The organism is Burkholderia sp. BCC1638 (assembly GCF_902833195.1).
Taxonomy (GTDB): domain Bacteria; phylum Pseudomonadota; class Gammaproteobacteria; order Burkholderiales; family Burkholderiaceae; genus Burkholderia; species Burkholderia diffusa.
This window is the reverse complement of record NZ_CADFEC010000031.1, coordinates 1-13,874: the sequence shown is the minus strand read 5'-3', so window position 1 is coordinate 13,874 and position 13,874 is coordinate 1. Positions and strand designations below refer to the sequence as shown.

The 13,874-nt window shown below is 65.9% G+C and carries 11 protein-coding genes, 1 tRNA gene and 1 pseudogene; 6 read left to right on the top strand and 7 right to left on the bottom strand.

Features of this window, described 5'->3' with window-relative positions; genetic code table 11:
• Positions 1-144: 144 nt before the first annotated feature.
• The 3 genes from HWX22_RS26295 to HWX22_RS26285 all read left to right on the top strand — a co-directional run bounded on the left by HWX22_RS26295 (position 145) and on the right by HWX22_RS26285 (position 6,665).
• Positions 145-1,275, top strand: a complete 1,131-nt coding sequence (locus tag HWX22_RS26295) for a porin (protein ID WP_059814617.1) — start codon at positions 145-147, stop codon at positions 1,273-1,275.
• Positions 1,276-1,623: 348 nt separating this feature from the next.
• Entirely contained in the window at positions 1,624-3,630 is a 2,007-nt protein-coding gene (locus HWX22_RS26290; RefSeq protein WP_175916696.1) for a site-specific DNA-methyltransferase, read from the top strand.
• A complete protein-coding gene (locus tag HWX22_RS26285; protein WP_175916695.1) occupies positions 3,630-6,665 on the top strand; it encodes a DEAD/DEAH box helicase family protein in 3,036 nt (1,011 codons plus the stop codon). The genes HWX22_RS26290 and HWX22_RS26285 overlap by 1 nt, the downstream gene beginning before the upstream one ends.
• Before the next feature lie 227 nt (positions 6,666-6,892).
• Here HWX22_RS26285 and HWX22_RS26280 read toward each other — a convergent pair whose 3' ends face one another.
• The 6 genes from HWX22_RS26280 to HWX22_RS26255 form a co-directional block, all read right to left on the bottom strand.
• On the bottom strand, positions 6,893-7,267 hold the full coding sequence (locus HWX22_RS26280; RefSeq protein WP_175916694.1) for a hypothetical protein: 375 nt from the start codon (positions 7,265-7,267) through the stop codon (positions 6,893-6,895).
• 232 nt (positions 7,268-7,499) lie between these two features.
• On the bottom strand, positions 7,500-7,754 hold the full coding sequence (locus tag HWX22_RS26275) for a hypothetical protein (protein WP_059531365.1): 255 nt from the start codon (positions 7,752-7,754) through the stop codon (positions 7,500-7,502).
• 56 nt (positions 7,755-7,810) lie between these two features.
• On the bottom strand, positions 7,811-8,113 hold the full coding sequence (locus HWX22_RS26270; RefSeq protein WP_059531368.1) for a hypothetical protein: 303 nt from the start codon (positions 8,111-8,113) through the stop codon (positions 7,811-7,813).
• 249 nt (positions 8,114-8,362) lie between these two features.
• Complete coding sequence (egtD, locus tag HWX22_RS26265) at positions 8,363-9,376, bottom strand: L-histidine N(alpha)-methyltransferase (protein ID WP_175916693.1); 1,014 nt, start codon at positions 9,374-9,376, stop codon at positions 8,363-8,365.
• On the bottom strand, positions 9,360-10,589 hold the full coding sequence (gene egtB, locus HWX22_RS26260) for an ergothioneine biosynthesis protein EgtB (RefSeq protein WP_175916692.1): 1,230 nt from the start codon (positions 10,587-10,589) through the stop codon (positions 9,360-9,362). The genes egtD and egtB overlap by 17 nt, the downstream gene beginning before the upstream one ends.
• The gene (locus tag HWX22_RS26255) at positions 10,586-10,999 is read right to left on the bottom strand and encodes a hypothetical protein (RefSeq protein WP_175916691.1); all 414 of its coding nucleotides are present in this window, start codon (positions 10,997-10,999) and stop codon (positions 10,586-10,588) included. Before HWX22_RS26255 ends, egtB begins: the two co-directional genes overlap by 4 nt.
• A 173-nt stretch (positions 11,000-11,172) precedes the next feature.
• Between HWX22_RS26255 and HWX22_RS26250 the strand changes: the two genes are divergently transcribed.
• Both HWX22_RS26250 and HWX22_RS26245 read left to right on the top strand, forming a co-directional pair.
• Entirely contained in the window at positions 11,173-11,649 is a 477-nt protein-coding gene (locus HWX22_RS26250; RefSeq protein WP_059814637.1) for a carboxymuconolactone decarboxylase family protein, read from the top strand.
• Entirely contained in the window at positions 11,649-12,530 is an 882-nt protein-coding gene (locus HWX22_RS26245) for a sigma-70 family RNA polymerase sigma factor (RefSeq protein ID WP_175916690.1), read from the top strand. Before HWX22_RS26250 ends, HWX22_RS26245 begins: the two co-directional genes overlap by 1 nt.
• A gap of 210 nt (positions 12,531-12,740) precedes the next feature.
• Here HWX22_RS26245 and HWX22_RS26240 read toward each other — a convergent pair.
• Positions 12,741-12,817 (bottom strand) — tRNA-Val (locus tag HWX22_RS26240).
• A 697-nt stretch (positions 12,818-13,514) separates the two neighbouring features.
• On the opposite strand from HWX22_RS26240, the pseudogene HWX22_RS26235 reads away from it, so the two are divergent.
• Positions 13,515-13,730 (top strand): annotated as a pseudogene (locus HWX22_RS26235) (Imm71 family immunity protein); the annotation flags it as partial.
• Positions 13,731-13,874 lie beyond the last annotated feature (144 nt).

Here is a 13,874-nt window from a genome sequence, read left to right as displayed (position 1 = left end):
TTCTTTCCTCCGGGAAAGCGGCGTGAAGGATTCCACCCTCTACGATGCTACATGTCGGCCCCCTCGCTGTGGCCGGCAACAGCTGGCATACATTACGTACTGCCAACAAACAGATTTCAATGCGGCAGCTCGGAGGAGACGATCTTGAAACGAAAAACCCTTGCCCTTTCCATCGCGGCGGCAGGCCTGTGCGCCGGCACCCAGGCGCACGCGCAGTCGAGCGTGCAGCTCTATGGCCTGATGGACCTGAGCTTTCCGACCTACCGGACCCACGCCGACGCGAACGGCAATCATGTGATCGGCATGGGCAACGAAGGCGAACCGTGGTTCAGCGGTAGCCGCTGGGGCCTGCGAGGCGCCGAGGACATCGGCGGCGGCACGAAGATCATCTTCCGCCTCGAAAGCGAATTCGTGGTCGCGAACGGCCAGATGGAAGACGAAGGCCAGATCTTCGACCGCGACGCGTGGGTTGGCGTCGAGGACGAGCGCTTCGGCAAGCTGACGGCCGGCTTCCAGAATACGATCGCGCGCGACGCATCGGCGATCTACGGCGACGCGTACGGTTCCGCGAAGCTCACGACCGAGGAAGGCGGCTGGACCAACTCGAACAACTTCAAGCAGATGATCTTCTACGCGGCCGGCCCGACCGGCACGCGCTACAACAACGGCCTCGCGTGGAAGAAGCTGTTCAGCAACGGCATCTTCGCGAGCGCCGGCTACCAGTTCAGCAACTCGACCTCGTTCGCGACCGGCTCCGCATACCAGGTCGCGCTCGGCTACAACGGCGGGCCGTTCGCCGTGTCGGGCTTCTACAACCACGTGAACCACAACGGCTTCAGGAACCAGACCTTCTCGGTCGGCGGCGACTACTCGTTCAGCATCGTGCGCCTGAATGCCGGCTACTTCCGCTACAACGGCGATCAGGGCTCGCTCGGCCAGCGCCATGACGATTCGTGGACCGTGTCGATGAAGATCGCGCCGAAGGGCGCGCTCGATTACGAGCTCGGCTACCAGCAGATGCGCGTCAAGAACGCCGCGTACAACGCCGACGGCTTCACGCCGAACGCGAACCTCGGCGCGTTCAGCCTGACCAACGGCGTCGGCAACGGCTTCAAGGAGACGATCTACGGGTCGGTGTTCTACCACCTGAGCAAGCGCACCGAGGTGTATCTGGCAGGCGACTACATGAAGCTGCATGGCGGCTACACGGTGTCGTCGACGTTCGGCGCGAAGAACCAGCTCGAACTGACCTCGGGCATCCGCACGCGCTTCTGACCCCGCGGCCGGGGCGCGCCGCGCCCCGCCGTGCCCTTCGTTCGGGATTCTCCATGCGGGCACGCCGGCGCATTGCGCCGACCGTGCCCTTTTTTTCGTCGTTTTCGGCCCGTGCGGGGCCCCCGTGACACGGCGGTCGGCCGGCGCCGCGACAACCGGCCGACCGCCGCTTGCGGCCCGTGGGACGGGCGATCGCGGCCGATGCACGCACGATCGCCTCACATCGGTGCTTGACCTGCGCCGACCGACTCGCTAGCGTTTCGGGTTTGCCCGGGTGGCCATTGCCGCCGGTGCCGTGAGTGCGCCCGACGTCCTGGCGCACGCGGCCGGGCTCCGATGGAAAAAACGATGCAGAAACTCGATGCGGCGAGCCCGCAGGCGATGTCGACGGATTTCACCGCCGACAACGTCGCGCGCCTGAAGGCGCTGTTCCCCGAACTCGTGACCGAAGGCCCGGACGGCGCGTCGGTCGACGTCGACGTGCTGAAGGCGCTGGTCGGCGAGCGCACCGTCGGCGACGCCGACGAGCGCTACGGCTTCCACTGGCACGGCAAGCGCAGCGCGCGCCAGGCCGCGCTCACGCCGTCGACGGGCACGCTGCGTCCGTGCCCCGGCGACAGCGTCGCGTGGGACGACACGCGCCATCTCGTGATCGAGGGCGACAACCTCGACGTGATGAAGCTGCTGCACAAGAGCTACGCGGGCAAGGTGAAGCTCGTCTACATCGATCCGCCGTACAACACCGGCAGCGATTTCGTCTATCCGGACGACTTCAGCGACAGCATCCGCCACTACCTGGCGATGACGGGCCAGACCGACGGCGGCATGAAGCGCAGCACCAACACCGAGGCGAACGGCCGGTTCCACACCGACTGGCTGAACATGATGTATCCGCGCCTGAAGCTCGCGCACGCGCTGCTGTCCGACGAAGGGCTGATCGCCGTGCACATCGACGAGCATGAAGTGCACGCGCTCGTGCTGATGCTGCGCGAGATCTTCGGCGAGGAGAACGAGCTCGGCGTCGCCGTGTGGGACAAGCGCAACCCGAAAGGCGATGCGCGCGGCGTCGCGTATCAGCACGAATCGCTGGTGCTGTTCGCGCGCAACGCAGAGACGCTGCTCGAGCAGGCGCCGCTGAAGCGCCCGAAGCGCAACGCGCAGCGCATGCTGGATGCCGCGCACGACGCGGTGTACCGCAGCGGCAACGCGAAGGACGCGCAAAAGGCATACCGCGCGTGGATGAAGGCGCAGACCAACCTGTCGGGCGGCGAGGTGATGTACGACCGGCTGTCGGCCGACGGGCGCGTGTACCGCCTCGTGTCGATGGCGTGGCCGAACAAGAAGAAGGCGCCGGAAGAGTATTTCACGCCGCTGATCCACCCGGTCACCGGCAAGCCGTGCGCGATGCCGGCGCGCGGCTGGCGCAACCCGCCCGCGACAATGCAGGCGCTGATCGAGCGCGGCCAGATCGAATTCGGTCCTGACGAAACCACGCAGCCGCAGCGGATCTACTACCTCGACGAGAACATGTACGAGAACGTGCCGTCGGTGCTGCCGTTCGCCGGCTCCGACGACGCGCTGCTGAAGACGCTCGGCATCCCGTTCGACCAGCCGAAGCCGGTCGATTTCGCGGCGGCCGTGATCGGCTGGTGCACGCGCGGCGACGACATCGTGCTCGACTGCTTCGCCGGCTCCGGCTCCACCGGCCACGCGGTGATGCAGGTGAACGCGACCGACGGCGGCGCGCGCCGCTACATCCTCGTGCAGCTGCCCGAGGCGCTCGACCGCCGCGACAAGACGCAGCTGGCGGCCGCCGATTTCTGCGCGAAGCTGAAGAAGCCGCTGACGCTCGCGGAAATCACCAAGGAACGCCTGCGCCGCACCGCGCAGCAGGTCGCGCGCGACTATCCGGAAAGCTATGGCGATCTCGGTTTCCGCGTGTACCGGCTCGACACGACCAACGTGATCGAGTGGGATCCGCGCCGCGACGATTTCGACCACGCGCTCTTCGCATCCGTCGAGCACGTGAAGACGGGCCGCAGCGAGGACGACCTGCTCGCCGAACTGACGCTCAAGCTCGGCCTCGACCTGTGCACGCCGGTCGAGCATCACCAGGTCGCGGGCAAGACCGTGCACCTGATCGGCCGCTCGATCGTCGCGTGTTTCGATGCGCGCATTTCGCGCGACGACGCGGGCCCGCTCGCCGACGGCATCGTCGAACTGCTCGACGCGACCGGCGCGACGCGCGACGTCACGTGCCTGTTCCGCGACAGCGGCTTCGTCGACGACGTCGCGAAGCTCAATCTCGCCGCGCTGCTCGAACAGCACGGCGTGAAGCGCGTGCGGAGCCTGTGATGCGGCTGCATTTCGAAGCGGATCTCGACTACCAGCGCGAGGCGATCGACGCCGTCTGCGACCTGTTTCGCGGCCAGGAATCGTATCGCGGCGACTTCAGCGTGCTCGCGAACGCCGCGCCCGGCACGACGGCCGCCGCGCAAGGCTCGCTCGGCTTCGCGGTGTCGGAGCAAGGCGTCGGCAACCGGCTGTCGCTGACCGACGACGCGCTCGCGCGCAATCTCGCCGACGTGCAGCTGCGCGGCGGGCTGCCGCCGTCCGGCTTGCCCGGCTCGCGCGACTTCACCGTCGAGATGGAGACCGGCACCGGCAAGACCTACGTGTACCTGCGCACGATCTTCGAGCTGAACCGCCGCTACGGCTTCACGAAGTTCGTGATCGTCGTGCCGTCGATCGCGATCAAGGAAGGCGTACACAAGACGCTCTCGATCACCGAGGACCATTTCCGCGCGCTGTACGCGGGCGTGCCGTACGACTATTTCCTGTACGACTCCGCGAAGCTCGGCCAGGTGCGCCACTTCGCGGCGAGCGCGGCGATCCAGATCATGGTGATGACGGTCGCCGCGATCAACAAGAAAGAGATCAACAACCTCTACAAGGACAGCGAGAAGACCGGCGGCGAGAAGCCGATCGACCTGATCCGCGCGACGCGGCCGATCGTGATCGTCGACGAGCCGCAAAGCGTCGACGGCGGGCTCGAGGGGCGCGGGCGCGAAGCGCTCGCCGCGATGGCGCCGCTCTGCACGCTGCGCTATTCGGCGACGCACGTCGACCGCCACCACATGGTGTACCGGCTCGACGCGGTCGACGCGTACGAGCGCAAGCTCGTCAAGCAGATCGAGATCGCGTCGGCGATCGTCGAGGATGCGCACAACAAGCCGTACGTGCGGCTCGTCGGCGTGTCGAACCGGCGCGGCGCGATCAGCGCGCGCATCGAGCTCGACGTCGCGACCGCGGCTGGCGTGAAGCGCCAGATCGTGTCGGCGACCGACGGCGACGATCTCGAACGCCTGACCAGGCGCGCGCTGTACGCGGGGCTGCGAATCGGCGAGGTGCATGCGGTGAAGGGTGCCGAATACGTCGAGCTGCGCCATCCGGAAGGCGAGGCGTTCCTGTCGCTCGGCGAGGCGTTCGGCGACATCGACACGCTCGCCGTGCAGCGCGAGATGATCCGTCGCACGATCCGCGAGCATCTCGACAAGGAGTTGCGTCTGGCCGAGCGCGGTGTGAAGGTGCTGTCGCTGTTCTTCGTCGATTCGGTCGAGCGCTATCGCCGCTACGACGAAAACGGGATGCCCGTGAAGGGCGACTACGCGCTGATCTTCGAAGAGGAATATGCGCGCGCGGCGCGCGTGCCGGCCTACCGTGCGCTGTTCGACGGCGTCGACGTCGCGCTCGAAGTCGAGCGCGCACATAACGGCTACTTCTCGATCGACCGCAAGGGCGGCTGGACCGACACGAGCGAAAGCAGCGCCGCGGCGCGCGAGAACGCGGAGCGCGCGTACGGCCTCATCATGCGCGAAAAGGAAGCGCTGCTGTCGTTCGACACGCCGCTGAAGTTCATCTTCTCGCATTCGGCGCTGAAGGAAGGCTGGGACAACCCGAACGTGTTCCAGATCTGCACGCTGCGCGACATCCAGACCGAACGCGAGCGTCGCCAGACGCTCGGCCGCGGCCTGCGCCTCGCGGTCGACCAGGACGGCGAACGCGTGCGCGACCCGGGCGTGAACACGCTCACCGTGATCGCGACCGAGCGCTACGAGTCGTTCGCGGAGAACCTGCAGAAGGAAATCGAGGCCGATACGGGCATTCGCTTCGGGATCGTCGAGGAGCACCAGTTCGCGGCGCTGCCGGTGCAGGAAGGCGACGGGCCCGCGCACGCGCTCGGCATCGAGCTGTCACGCGTGCTGTGGACGCATCTGCATGAGCAGGGCTACGTCGACGCACAGGGCAAGGTGCTCGACCGGCTCAAGGATGCGCTGCGCCAGCGCGCGCTCGTGCTGCCCGAGGCGTTCGAGTCGCTGCGCGCGCCGATCGTCGCGACGCTGCGCAAGCTGTCGGGCCGCTTCGCGGTGCGCAATGCGGACGAGCGGCGCGCGATCGCGTTGCGGCGCGATGCATCGGGCAAGGCCGTCGTGTTCGGCGACGACTTCCGCGCGTTGTGGGACCGCATCCGCCATCGCACCGTGTACAGCGTCGAGTTCGACAACGCGAAGCTCGTGCGCGATTGCACGGCCGCGCTGCGCGACGCGCCGGACATCGCGCGCGCACGGCTGCAATGGCGCAAGGCCGAGATCGACATCGGCAAGGCCGGCATCGAGGCGATCGAGGTGGCGGGCGCCGGCACGGTGCTGATCGACGAAGGCGAGTTGCCGCTGCCCGACCTGCTCACCGAACTGCAGGACCGCACGCAGCTCACGCGCCGCTCGCTCGCGACGATCCTGGCCGACAGCGGCCGGCTCGACGATTTCCGCGTGAATCCGCAGCAGTTCATCGCGCTGGCCGCCGATGCGATTAACCGCTGCAAGCGGCTTGCGCTGGTTGCGGGCATCGCGTACCGCAAGCTCGGCGAACGCCACGTGCATGCGCTCGAATCGTTCGAAAGCGAGGCGCTGACCGGCTATCTGCGCAATCTGCGGCCCGATGCGCGGAAGTCGATCCACGAGGCCGTCGTGTGCGAGACCGACGCGGAGCGTGCGTTCGCCGATGCGCTCGAGGCGCACGACGGCGTGAAGCTGTACGCGAAGCTGCCCGCATGGTTCCGCGTGCCGACGCCGCTCGGCAGCTATCACCCGGACTGGGCGGTGCTCGCGGAGCAGGACGGCGGCGAGCGGCTGTATTTCGTCGTTGATACGCCGAATGCCGACGGCGACGTGACGAGCGAGCACGAGCGCGCGAAGCTCGTGTGCGGCGAAGCGCATTTCCGTGCGCTGGTGGACGGCGGAGAGGCCGCGCGATTCGTGCGCGTCAGGCAGGCCGATGCGTTGTTCGAGCCGGTCGCAGCCGTCGCGCCGCTGGCGGGCGCGGGACGCTGAAACGAAGGGCGGCGACGAGCCGCCCTTTTTTTCGTTTCATCGATCCGGCCGCGATGAATCCGCTTGTCATACGGATGAAAGCGATTCGTATCCTCGCGGGTTCGCGCATGTGGTTACGGCTGGTTGCAAATCGGGGTCGATGCGATCGCGGTGCCCAGCACCTCCGTTTTCTCCCCGCCACGAAAAAGGGCGCCGAAGCGCCCTTTCTCCACATGCGTGCGCCGCAGTTACAGCGTGCGGCCGAATGCGTTGCGATGTGCGTGATGCGTGGATGTCGACGCATGCGCGGTATGGCCGTGCGTGTGCCCATGACCGTGACCCGGCTGCGTGCCTGCACGATCGGCGATCGTGTCGGAGCGGTCGGCTGCGCGCGCGAGGCCCTTATCGCGGTCGCCCGCGTGCACGCTGTTCGAGTTGCTCAGCGCTTCGCCGCTCATGTGGCCGGCGGACATGCCGCCCGCGTTGCCACCCATGCCGCCGGCACCGTGACCACCACCGTTGCCGCCACCACCGCCATTGCCGCCGGCCGCCGCATTCGCGGAAACGGCACCGAGTGCGAGGAGTGCTGCAGCCAGTACGGACAGATATCGTTGCGTTTTCATTGTTTGCTCCCTGGAGCGTGTTCGAATGATTGCATTCTAGGAACACGCGGTTTCCGCGCGACTCGACGTTGTAAATGATCGTAACGGTGCGCAAGGTGCACATTCGTCAGATCAATGTGCGACATGCCGGTCGCGCGCGCGGACTGCGTGGCCGGCCGTCGTCGGACGAAGGGAGATGAAAGGCGGGAACGGCACCGTGGCACCGTCTCGCCGTTTCCGCCGGTGAGCGCGCTTACTGCGCCGGCTGCACACCCTGCGCGGCGGCCTTGCGCTGCGCCGCCACCTCCTGCTCGTGCTTCTTCGCCATGTGGTGGCCGACGATGCAGCCGCCGACCGCGCCGACCACGGCGTGATGTCCCGCGTAGTGGCCGGCGACGCCGCCCACCACCGCGCCCTTCATGCAGCCCGCCGCGTGCGCGCTGCCGATCGTTGCGAGCGCAACGACGGCGGCCGCCGCGCACGACCTGATGTGTCGAATGGGCATCATGCGATCACTCTCCTCTTGTCGTCGTGATCAGTATTCTCGTGAGCCGGTCGCCCGGTTCAGTTCCAGCGGCCGCGCCAGCCGTCGCCGTCACGCCAGGCGCGCTCGCGCCACTCGTGCTCGCGCCATTCACGGCGACGCCACTCGTGTTCACGCCATTGACGCGCACGCCAGTCGTCGTCGCGGTAACCCACCGGCGCGTACATCACCGGCGGAGGCGGCGCCACATAGACCGGCGCCGGCGCCTCATAAACGCCCGGCACACCGATCCCGACCGACAGGTCGACATGGGCCGATGCGACACCCGAAGCTGCCAGCGCCGCTACACCGAGAACTGCACCGAGGATAAGTTTCTTGCTCATTTCGCGACTCCCTGCACGTGTCGTGCGTCATGTGACTACGGTTCGGAGTCTAGGCACCGGGGGCCGACACAGGTGAAACCGGTCTGCGAGACCGGTAACGGACGTTTACGGAGAGGCGCAAAGCCTTGCAGGACAGGGATGGCGGACGGTTCGACACACCGTTGCGACGGCGCATCGAATCGGCAAAGGCGGGAATTTTTGCCGAAAAGCGCGCCGGCGACGCACGCCGTGCGCGCCGATCGAACGACGTTACGCGCGGATATCGTCGACGCTGCGCAGCCAGTGCACGCTGAACAGATTGTTCGCGTCGGTCCACACGGTGTCGGGCTCGAAGCCCGCCCGGCGCGCGGTCGCATGGAAGCCGCCGATCGTGAACTTGTGCGAGTTCTCCGTGTGGATGTGCTCGCCCGCCTCGAAGCGGAACGCGTGGCCACGCACGTGCACCGCTTGCGCGATATCGCTGACGAGATGCATCTCGATGCGCTGCCGTTCCCGGTCGTAAAACGCGTAATGCGAGAACGCGTCGAGATCGAAGTCCGCGCCCAGTTCCGCGTTCGCGCGGGCGAGGAGGTTCAGGTTGAACCGCGCGGTCACGCCCTGCGCGTCGTTGTACGCGCGATGCAGCGTGCGCGCGTCCTTCACGAGATCCACGCCGACCAGCAGGCCACCGCCGCGCAATAGCCGCGCGGCGTCGCGCAGGAACGCGTCGGCTTCCTCGGGCGAGAAGTTGCCGATCGTCGAGCCGGGGAAGAAGCCGATGCGCCGGCGCGGCGTCTCCGTCAGTTCGGCCAGTTGCTCTGCCTTCGTATAGTCGGCCGCGATCGGCGCGACGTCGAGCCACGGATACGCGGCACGCAGCCGCGCGGCGGCGCCGTGCAGGTAGTCGGCCGAGATGTCGATCGGCACGTAGCGCGCCGGCGCGTTCGCGTAGTTGTTCGCACACGCGTCGAGCAGCACGCGGATCTTCTCGAGCGAGCCCGCGCCGAATTCGACGATGTCCGCATGCGGGCCGACGCGCCGCACGATCTCGGCCGCGCGATCGCGCAGGATGCCGAGTTCCGTGCGTGTCGGGTAGTACTCGGGCAACTCGCAGATGCGGTCGAACAACGCCGAGCCGGCCGCATCGTAGAAGTATTTCGGCGAAATGCTGCGCGGCGTGCGCGACAGTCCGTCGATTAGATCGCGCTCGAACGCGCTCGGCCGCGAATCGCGGGCGGGTTGCAGGCCACCGCTCGTGGCCGTCAGATCAGACGTCTCGCGCAAGTCGCACTCCCGTGAATTGCCAGCGCGCGGCCGGCGGAAAGAAATTGCGGTACGTCGGCCGTTCGTGCCCCGGCGGCGTCGCGATGCTGCTGCCGCGCAGGACCTGCTGGCCCACCATGAACTTGCCGTTGTATTCGGCGGCGACGCCCGCGAGCGGCCGAAAGCCCGGATACGGCTCGTAGGACGAACGCGTCCATTGCCACACGTGCCCGAGCATCTGCTGAATACCGTCCGCGCCGACTGCGGCTTCCCATTCGAATTCGGTCGGCAGGCGTGCACCGGCCCACTCCGCGTACGCGGCCGCTTCGTAGAAGCTCACGTGACACACGGGCGCATCGGGCGCGAGCGGCTCCACGCCGTGCAGGCCGAACGCGCGCCATGCGTGTACGGTTTCCGGCTCACCGTCGTCGTCGGAAATCCAGTAAGCGGGCCCTCGCCACCCTTCCCGCTGCACCGTCGCCCAGCCGTCCGACAGCCAGTATTCAGGGCGTGCGTAGCCGCCGTCCGCGATGAAGGCCGCGAATTCGGCATTCGTCACGAGACGGTTCGCGATCTCGAACGGACGCACGAGCGCCGTATGGCGCGGCCGTTCGTTGTCGAACGAGAACGCGTCGCCGTCGTGGCCGATCTCGACGAGTCCGCCCGGCTGTTGCAGCCAGCGCAACGGGCCGGCATCGCCCGCGGCCAGGGCCGCAAGCTCCTCGGTGCCGTTGCGCGGCCGGAACGCGGGCTTCAGCGGGTTGCACGAAAACGCATGCAGCATGTCCGTGACGATCAGCTCCTGATGCTGCTGTTCGTGATGCAGGCCGAGTTCGATCTCGGGCGCGATCGCGGCGAGCATCGTCGGATCGGCGCCGTCGAGCGCGCGCAGCATCGCATCGTCGACGTACTGACGGTACGCATGCACCTCGTCGAGCGACGGACGCGTGAGCACCCCGCGCTGCGGCCGCGGATGGCGCGGGCCAAGCGCTTCGTAATAGGAATTGAAGAGGAACTGGAACGCGTCGTCGAACGGCCCGTAACCGCGCACGCGGCGCATCAGTACGACGGTTTCGAAGAACCAGGTCGTATGCGCGAGATGCCATTTCACGGGACTCGCGTCGGGCATCGACTGCACGGCCTGGTCTTCGGCGGACAGCGTCGCCGTCAACGCGACGCTATGGGCGCGCACGTCCTGATAACGGCGCTGAAGCTGGGATGCAAGGAGGCTCATCGGTTTACCGTCCACGTCGCGATTCGCTGCGTTGCGTTGCCGGAAAAAGGAAAGCCTTGCGCTCGGATGCGCGCGGCTGACGTGCGACCTTCAATGCTGCGTCGTCGGGCAGCCGGCGCGCGCGCCGGGCCGCTGGTGCGGCGACACTTCATCTGCCCGTGCAGAACAGTATGGGCCAGAAATGTGAACGTCGCGAATCGGATTTCGGGCGAAACGAAGACGAAAGAAAAATGAAAGCACTCGCGCTTTGAGCGGCGGCGGCGTAACGAACCGTCGATGCCCGTGATGGCGGGGCCGAGAGGTCGAACGCAAAGGGCATGCCTGCGCGTCGGCATTACCGTCGCCTCATGACAGCCGCGCGGCACGCATGAAAGGTCGACGATCCGGGTGCACCGGAGGAACGGCGTCATGCAGTCGACATCGGCCCCGATCCGCACGTTGGCATCGCGGCCGTCGGTGCGATGTTCAACTGCCCTGCCCTCCGTGCGCTTCCCGGCTTTTGAAAAATTTTTCGCGTCGATGTCACACGCGCGGGGGGCTCGTTCGTCATATCACCGGAACCCACACGAAAGGAGAAGGAACCATGACTGCGAAACTCAATCCGTTTGCCGCCGCCCCCGCGCTGATGAAGAACTGGATGACCGTATCGGTCGCCGCCGCCGGGAGCCTCGAGCCGACGCTGATCGAGCTGGTCAAGATCCGCGCATCGCAGATCAACGCGTGTGCGAACTGCCTTAACATGCACACCGTCGAGGCGCGCGAGCAAGGCGAGACCGAGCAGCGCATCAACCTGCTGGCCGCGTGGCGCGAAGCGCCCTGCTACACCGACCGCGAGCGCGCGGCGCTCGGCTGGACCGACGCGCTCACGCGGCTGTCGGAGGGCCATGGCGCGCACGAAGCCGCGTATGCGGCGCTGAACGACCACTTCAGCCAGGAGGAACAGGTGAAACTCACGGTGATGATCAACGTGATCAACGGCTGGAACCGGCTGGCCGTCGGCTTCGGGCTGTGGATCGATCCGGCTGAAGCGAAAGCCGCTGCCGCGAAGATGGTGGCCTGATGACCGACCTCGATCCGGCCGCGGGCAGCGCCGAAGACCGGGACGACGCTGCGGCGAGCTTCGATCCGCTGCGTCGCACGCTGATCCGCGTCGCGTACCGGATGCTCGGTTCCGTCGCGGACGCCGAGGACATCGTGCAGGAGGCGTTCATCCGCTGGATGGACGTCAATCGCACGGAGGTGCGCGTGCCCGAGGCGTTCCTGCGCCGCATGGTGATGCGCATGTGTCTCGATCAGCTGAAGTCCGCGCGGCACCAGCGCGAGACGTATATCGGCCCGTGGCTGCCGGAGCCGGTCGTCGAGGAAGATGAACAGGACGACGTCACGCTGCCGCTGATGCTCGCGCTCGAACGGCTCTCGCCGCTCGAACGCGCGGCGTTTCTTCTGCACGACGTATTCGGCCTCGAGTTCGACGAGATCGCGACGACGATCCAGCGTGCCCCGGCTGCATGCCGGCAGCTTGCGGCGCGGGCGCGCACGCATGTACGCGAGGCGCGGCCGCGGTTTCATGTCGAGAAGCAGCGCGGGATTGAGCTGGCCGAGGCGTTCTTCGCGGCGTCACGCAGCGGCGACATGGGCGCGCTCGGTGCGATGCTCGCCGAGGACGTGAGCCTGCATTCGGACGGCGGCGGCAAGCGGTCGGCCGCGGGCACGCCGGTGTTCGGCTTCGAGCGTGTGATGAAGGTGCACGAATACCTGGCCGGGCTGTTCGCCACGCATGCGTCGACGCTCGTGCGTGCCGGGTTCGTCAACGGGTTGCCGGGTTTCGTCACGCTGGAGGCCGACGGCGAGTTGCAGACCACGGCGCTCGAGATCGAAGACGGAAAGATCGTCGCGATCTATGTCGTGCGGAATCCTGACAAGTTGAAGCATCTGCATTGATGCTTGAGGAGCGGGGGCTTTGTGCCCTGCCTTGTCGATTGCTGGCCGCCAGTCGTGCATGTATCGCACATGGAGCATCGCGCGCGTACATGCGCTATTTCGACCGCAAAAAGAAAAACGCCACGCGATGTTGCCGCGTGGCGTTTGTATGTTGGCGAGCCGGATTGCCCGTAGGCAATGCGCACTGCCAGACCCCTTCATTTTGTTCGTTGGTAGGCTCGATTGGATTCGAACCAACGACCCCCACCATGTCAAGGTGGTGCTCTAACCAACTGAGCTACGAGCCTAAGAAGCCGCGAATTATAGAGAGGGTTTTGGAGGTGCGCAAGTCCCTTCGTGAAAATTTTTTGAATCGGGCGTGTGCGGGTGTCGACGATCGATGAAGTCTCGCGATGCCGGGCACGTTGGCTTCACTGCTTCGCATCACAGTAAAACGTGTCGATGCGCTGTGATGTTATCCACATTGCCCTCTGGATAACCGTCCGGCAAGCCTCTGGATTCACAGTGGAACGATTGAGGATATGTCGGCGTGGCTGTGAATCGACGAAAAGTTGTTCTGTGCTTCACAGAGTTTTGCGTGTGCTTCGCCGGTGGTTATGCGTTCCGATTCGTCTTGGAAATTCAGGGCGTTACGGATGTTATCCACTGTGAGGCACCGAGCTTGTTAACTATCACTACGTATGTATACGAACTCTGTTAACACCTTTGGATAAGCACGGTCCGCCGACTGTGATCCGGGCAGGATATGCACTGCGTGCGGTGGATGGATCAAGCGACGTCGAAGCCGGTGACCAATTCGAACGCTCGTATCTGTAGAATCGCCGGGGTTCAGGATCGTTGTCGGTTCAAGCGCCGACGATTCAACATGAGGTTCAATCCCGACGATCGATGAAGGCCCCCGTCGATCAGAGCTGGTGACGGATATCGCTGGCCGCGTCACGGGTGCTGATGGCCGATGTGGCCGCGGTTGCACGAGGATCCGTTATGACAAACACGCCACCGTCGTACGACATGACGGACGACACGACGCGGCGCAGGATCTTCTGGCTGCTTCAACGGCTGACCAGCTTTTCTCTCTGGAAGCGCAAGCGCGATGCGTTTGCGATCTTCGCGAATGAATATGAGAACGCGGTGAAGAACCAGTCCGCGGATGATCCGGAGCCCATGCCGGCAAATAATCTGCCGATGATCTTCGAGATTTGTTCCCGAACAGGGGGGTGCCCCTATGTGTTTCGTCAAGCGGTAGGGGCTGACTTGGGTTGGTAAATGGTGCCGTCGCGCAGCATGGCGAACAGGACGTCACAGCGTCGCCGTGCGAGCGCGATGAGCGCTTGGTTGTGGCGC

Excerpts from the sequence above, each read along its gene's own strand:
- HWX22_RS26290 (WP_175916696.1), top strand. The coding sequence starts at position 1,624 with ATGCAGAAACTCGATGCGGCGAGCCCGCAGGCGATGTCGACGGATTTC.
- HWX22_RS26285 (WP_175916695.1), top strand. The coding sequence starts at position 3,630 with ATGCGGCTGCATTTCGAAGCGGATCTCGACTACCAGCGCGAGGCGATC.
- HWX22_RS26280 (WP_175916694.1), bottom strand. The coding sequence starts at position 7,267 with ATGAAAACGCAACGATATCTGTCCGTACTGGCTGCAGCACTCCTCGCA.
- HWX22_RS26275 (WP_059531365.1), bottom strand. The coding sequence starts at position 7,754 with ATGATGCCCATTCGACACATCAGGTCGTGCGCGGCGGCCGCCGTCGTT.
- HWX22_RS26270 (WP_059531368.1), bottom strand. The coding sequence starts at position 8,113 with ATGAGCAAGAAACTTATCCTCGGTGCAGTTCTCGGTGTAGCGGCGCTG.
- egtB (WP_175916692.1), bottom strand. The coding sequence starts at position 10,589 with ATGAGCCTCCTTGCATCCCAGCTTCAGCGCCGTTATCAGGACGTGCGC.
- HWX22_RS26255 (WP_175916691.1), bottom strand. The coding sequence starts at position 10,999 with ATGACGCCGTTCCTCCGGTGCACCCGGATCGTCGACCTTTCATGCGTG.
- HWX22_RS26250 (WP_059814637.1), top strand. The coding sequence starts at position 11,173 with ATGACTGCGAAACTCAATCCGTTTGCCGCCGCCCCCGCGCTGATGAAG.
- HWX22_RS26245 (WP_175916690.1), top strand. The coding sequence starts at position 11,649 with ATGACCGACCTCGATCCGGCCGCGGGCAGCGCCGAAGACCGGGACGAC.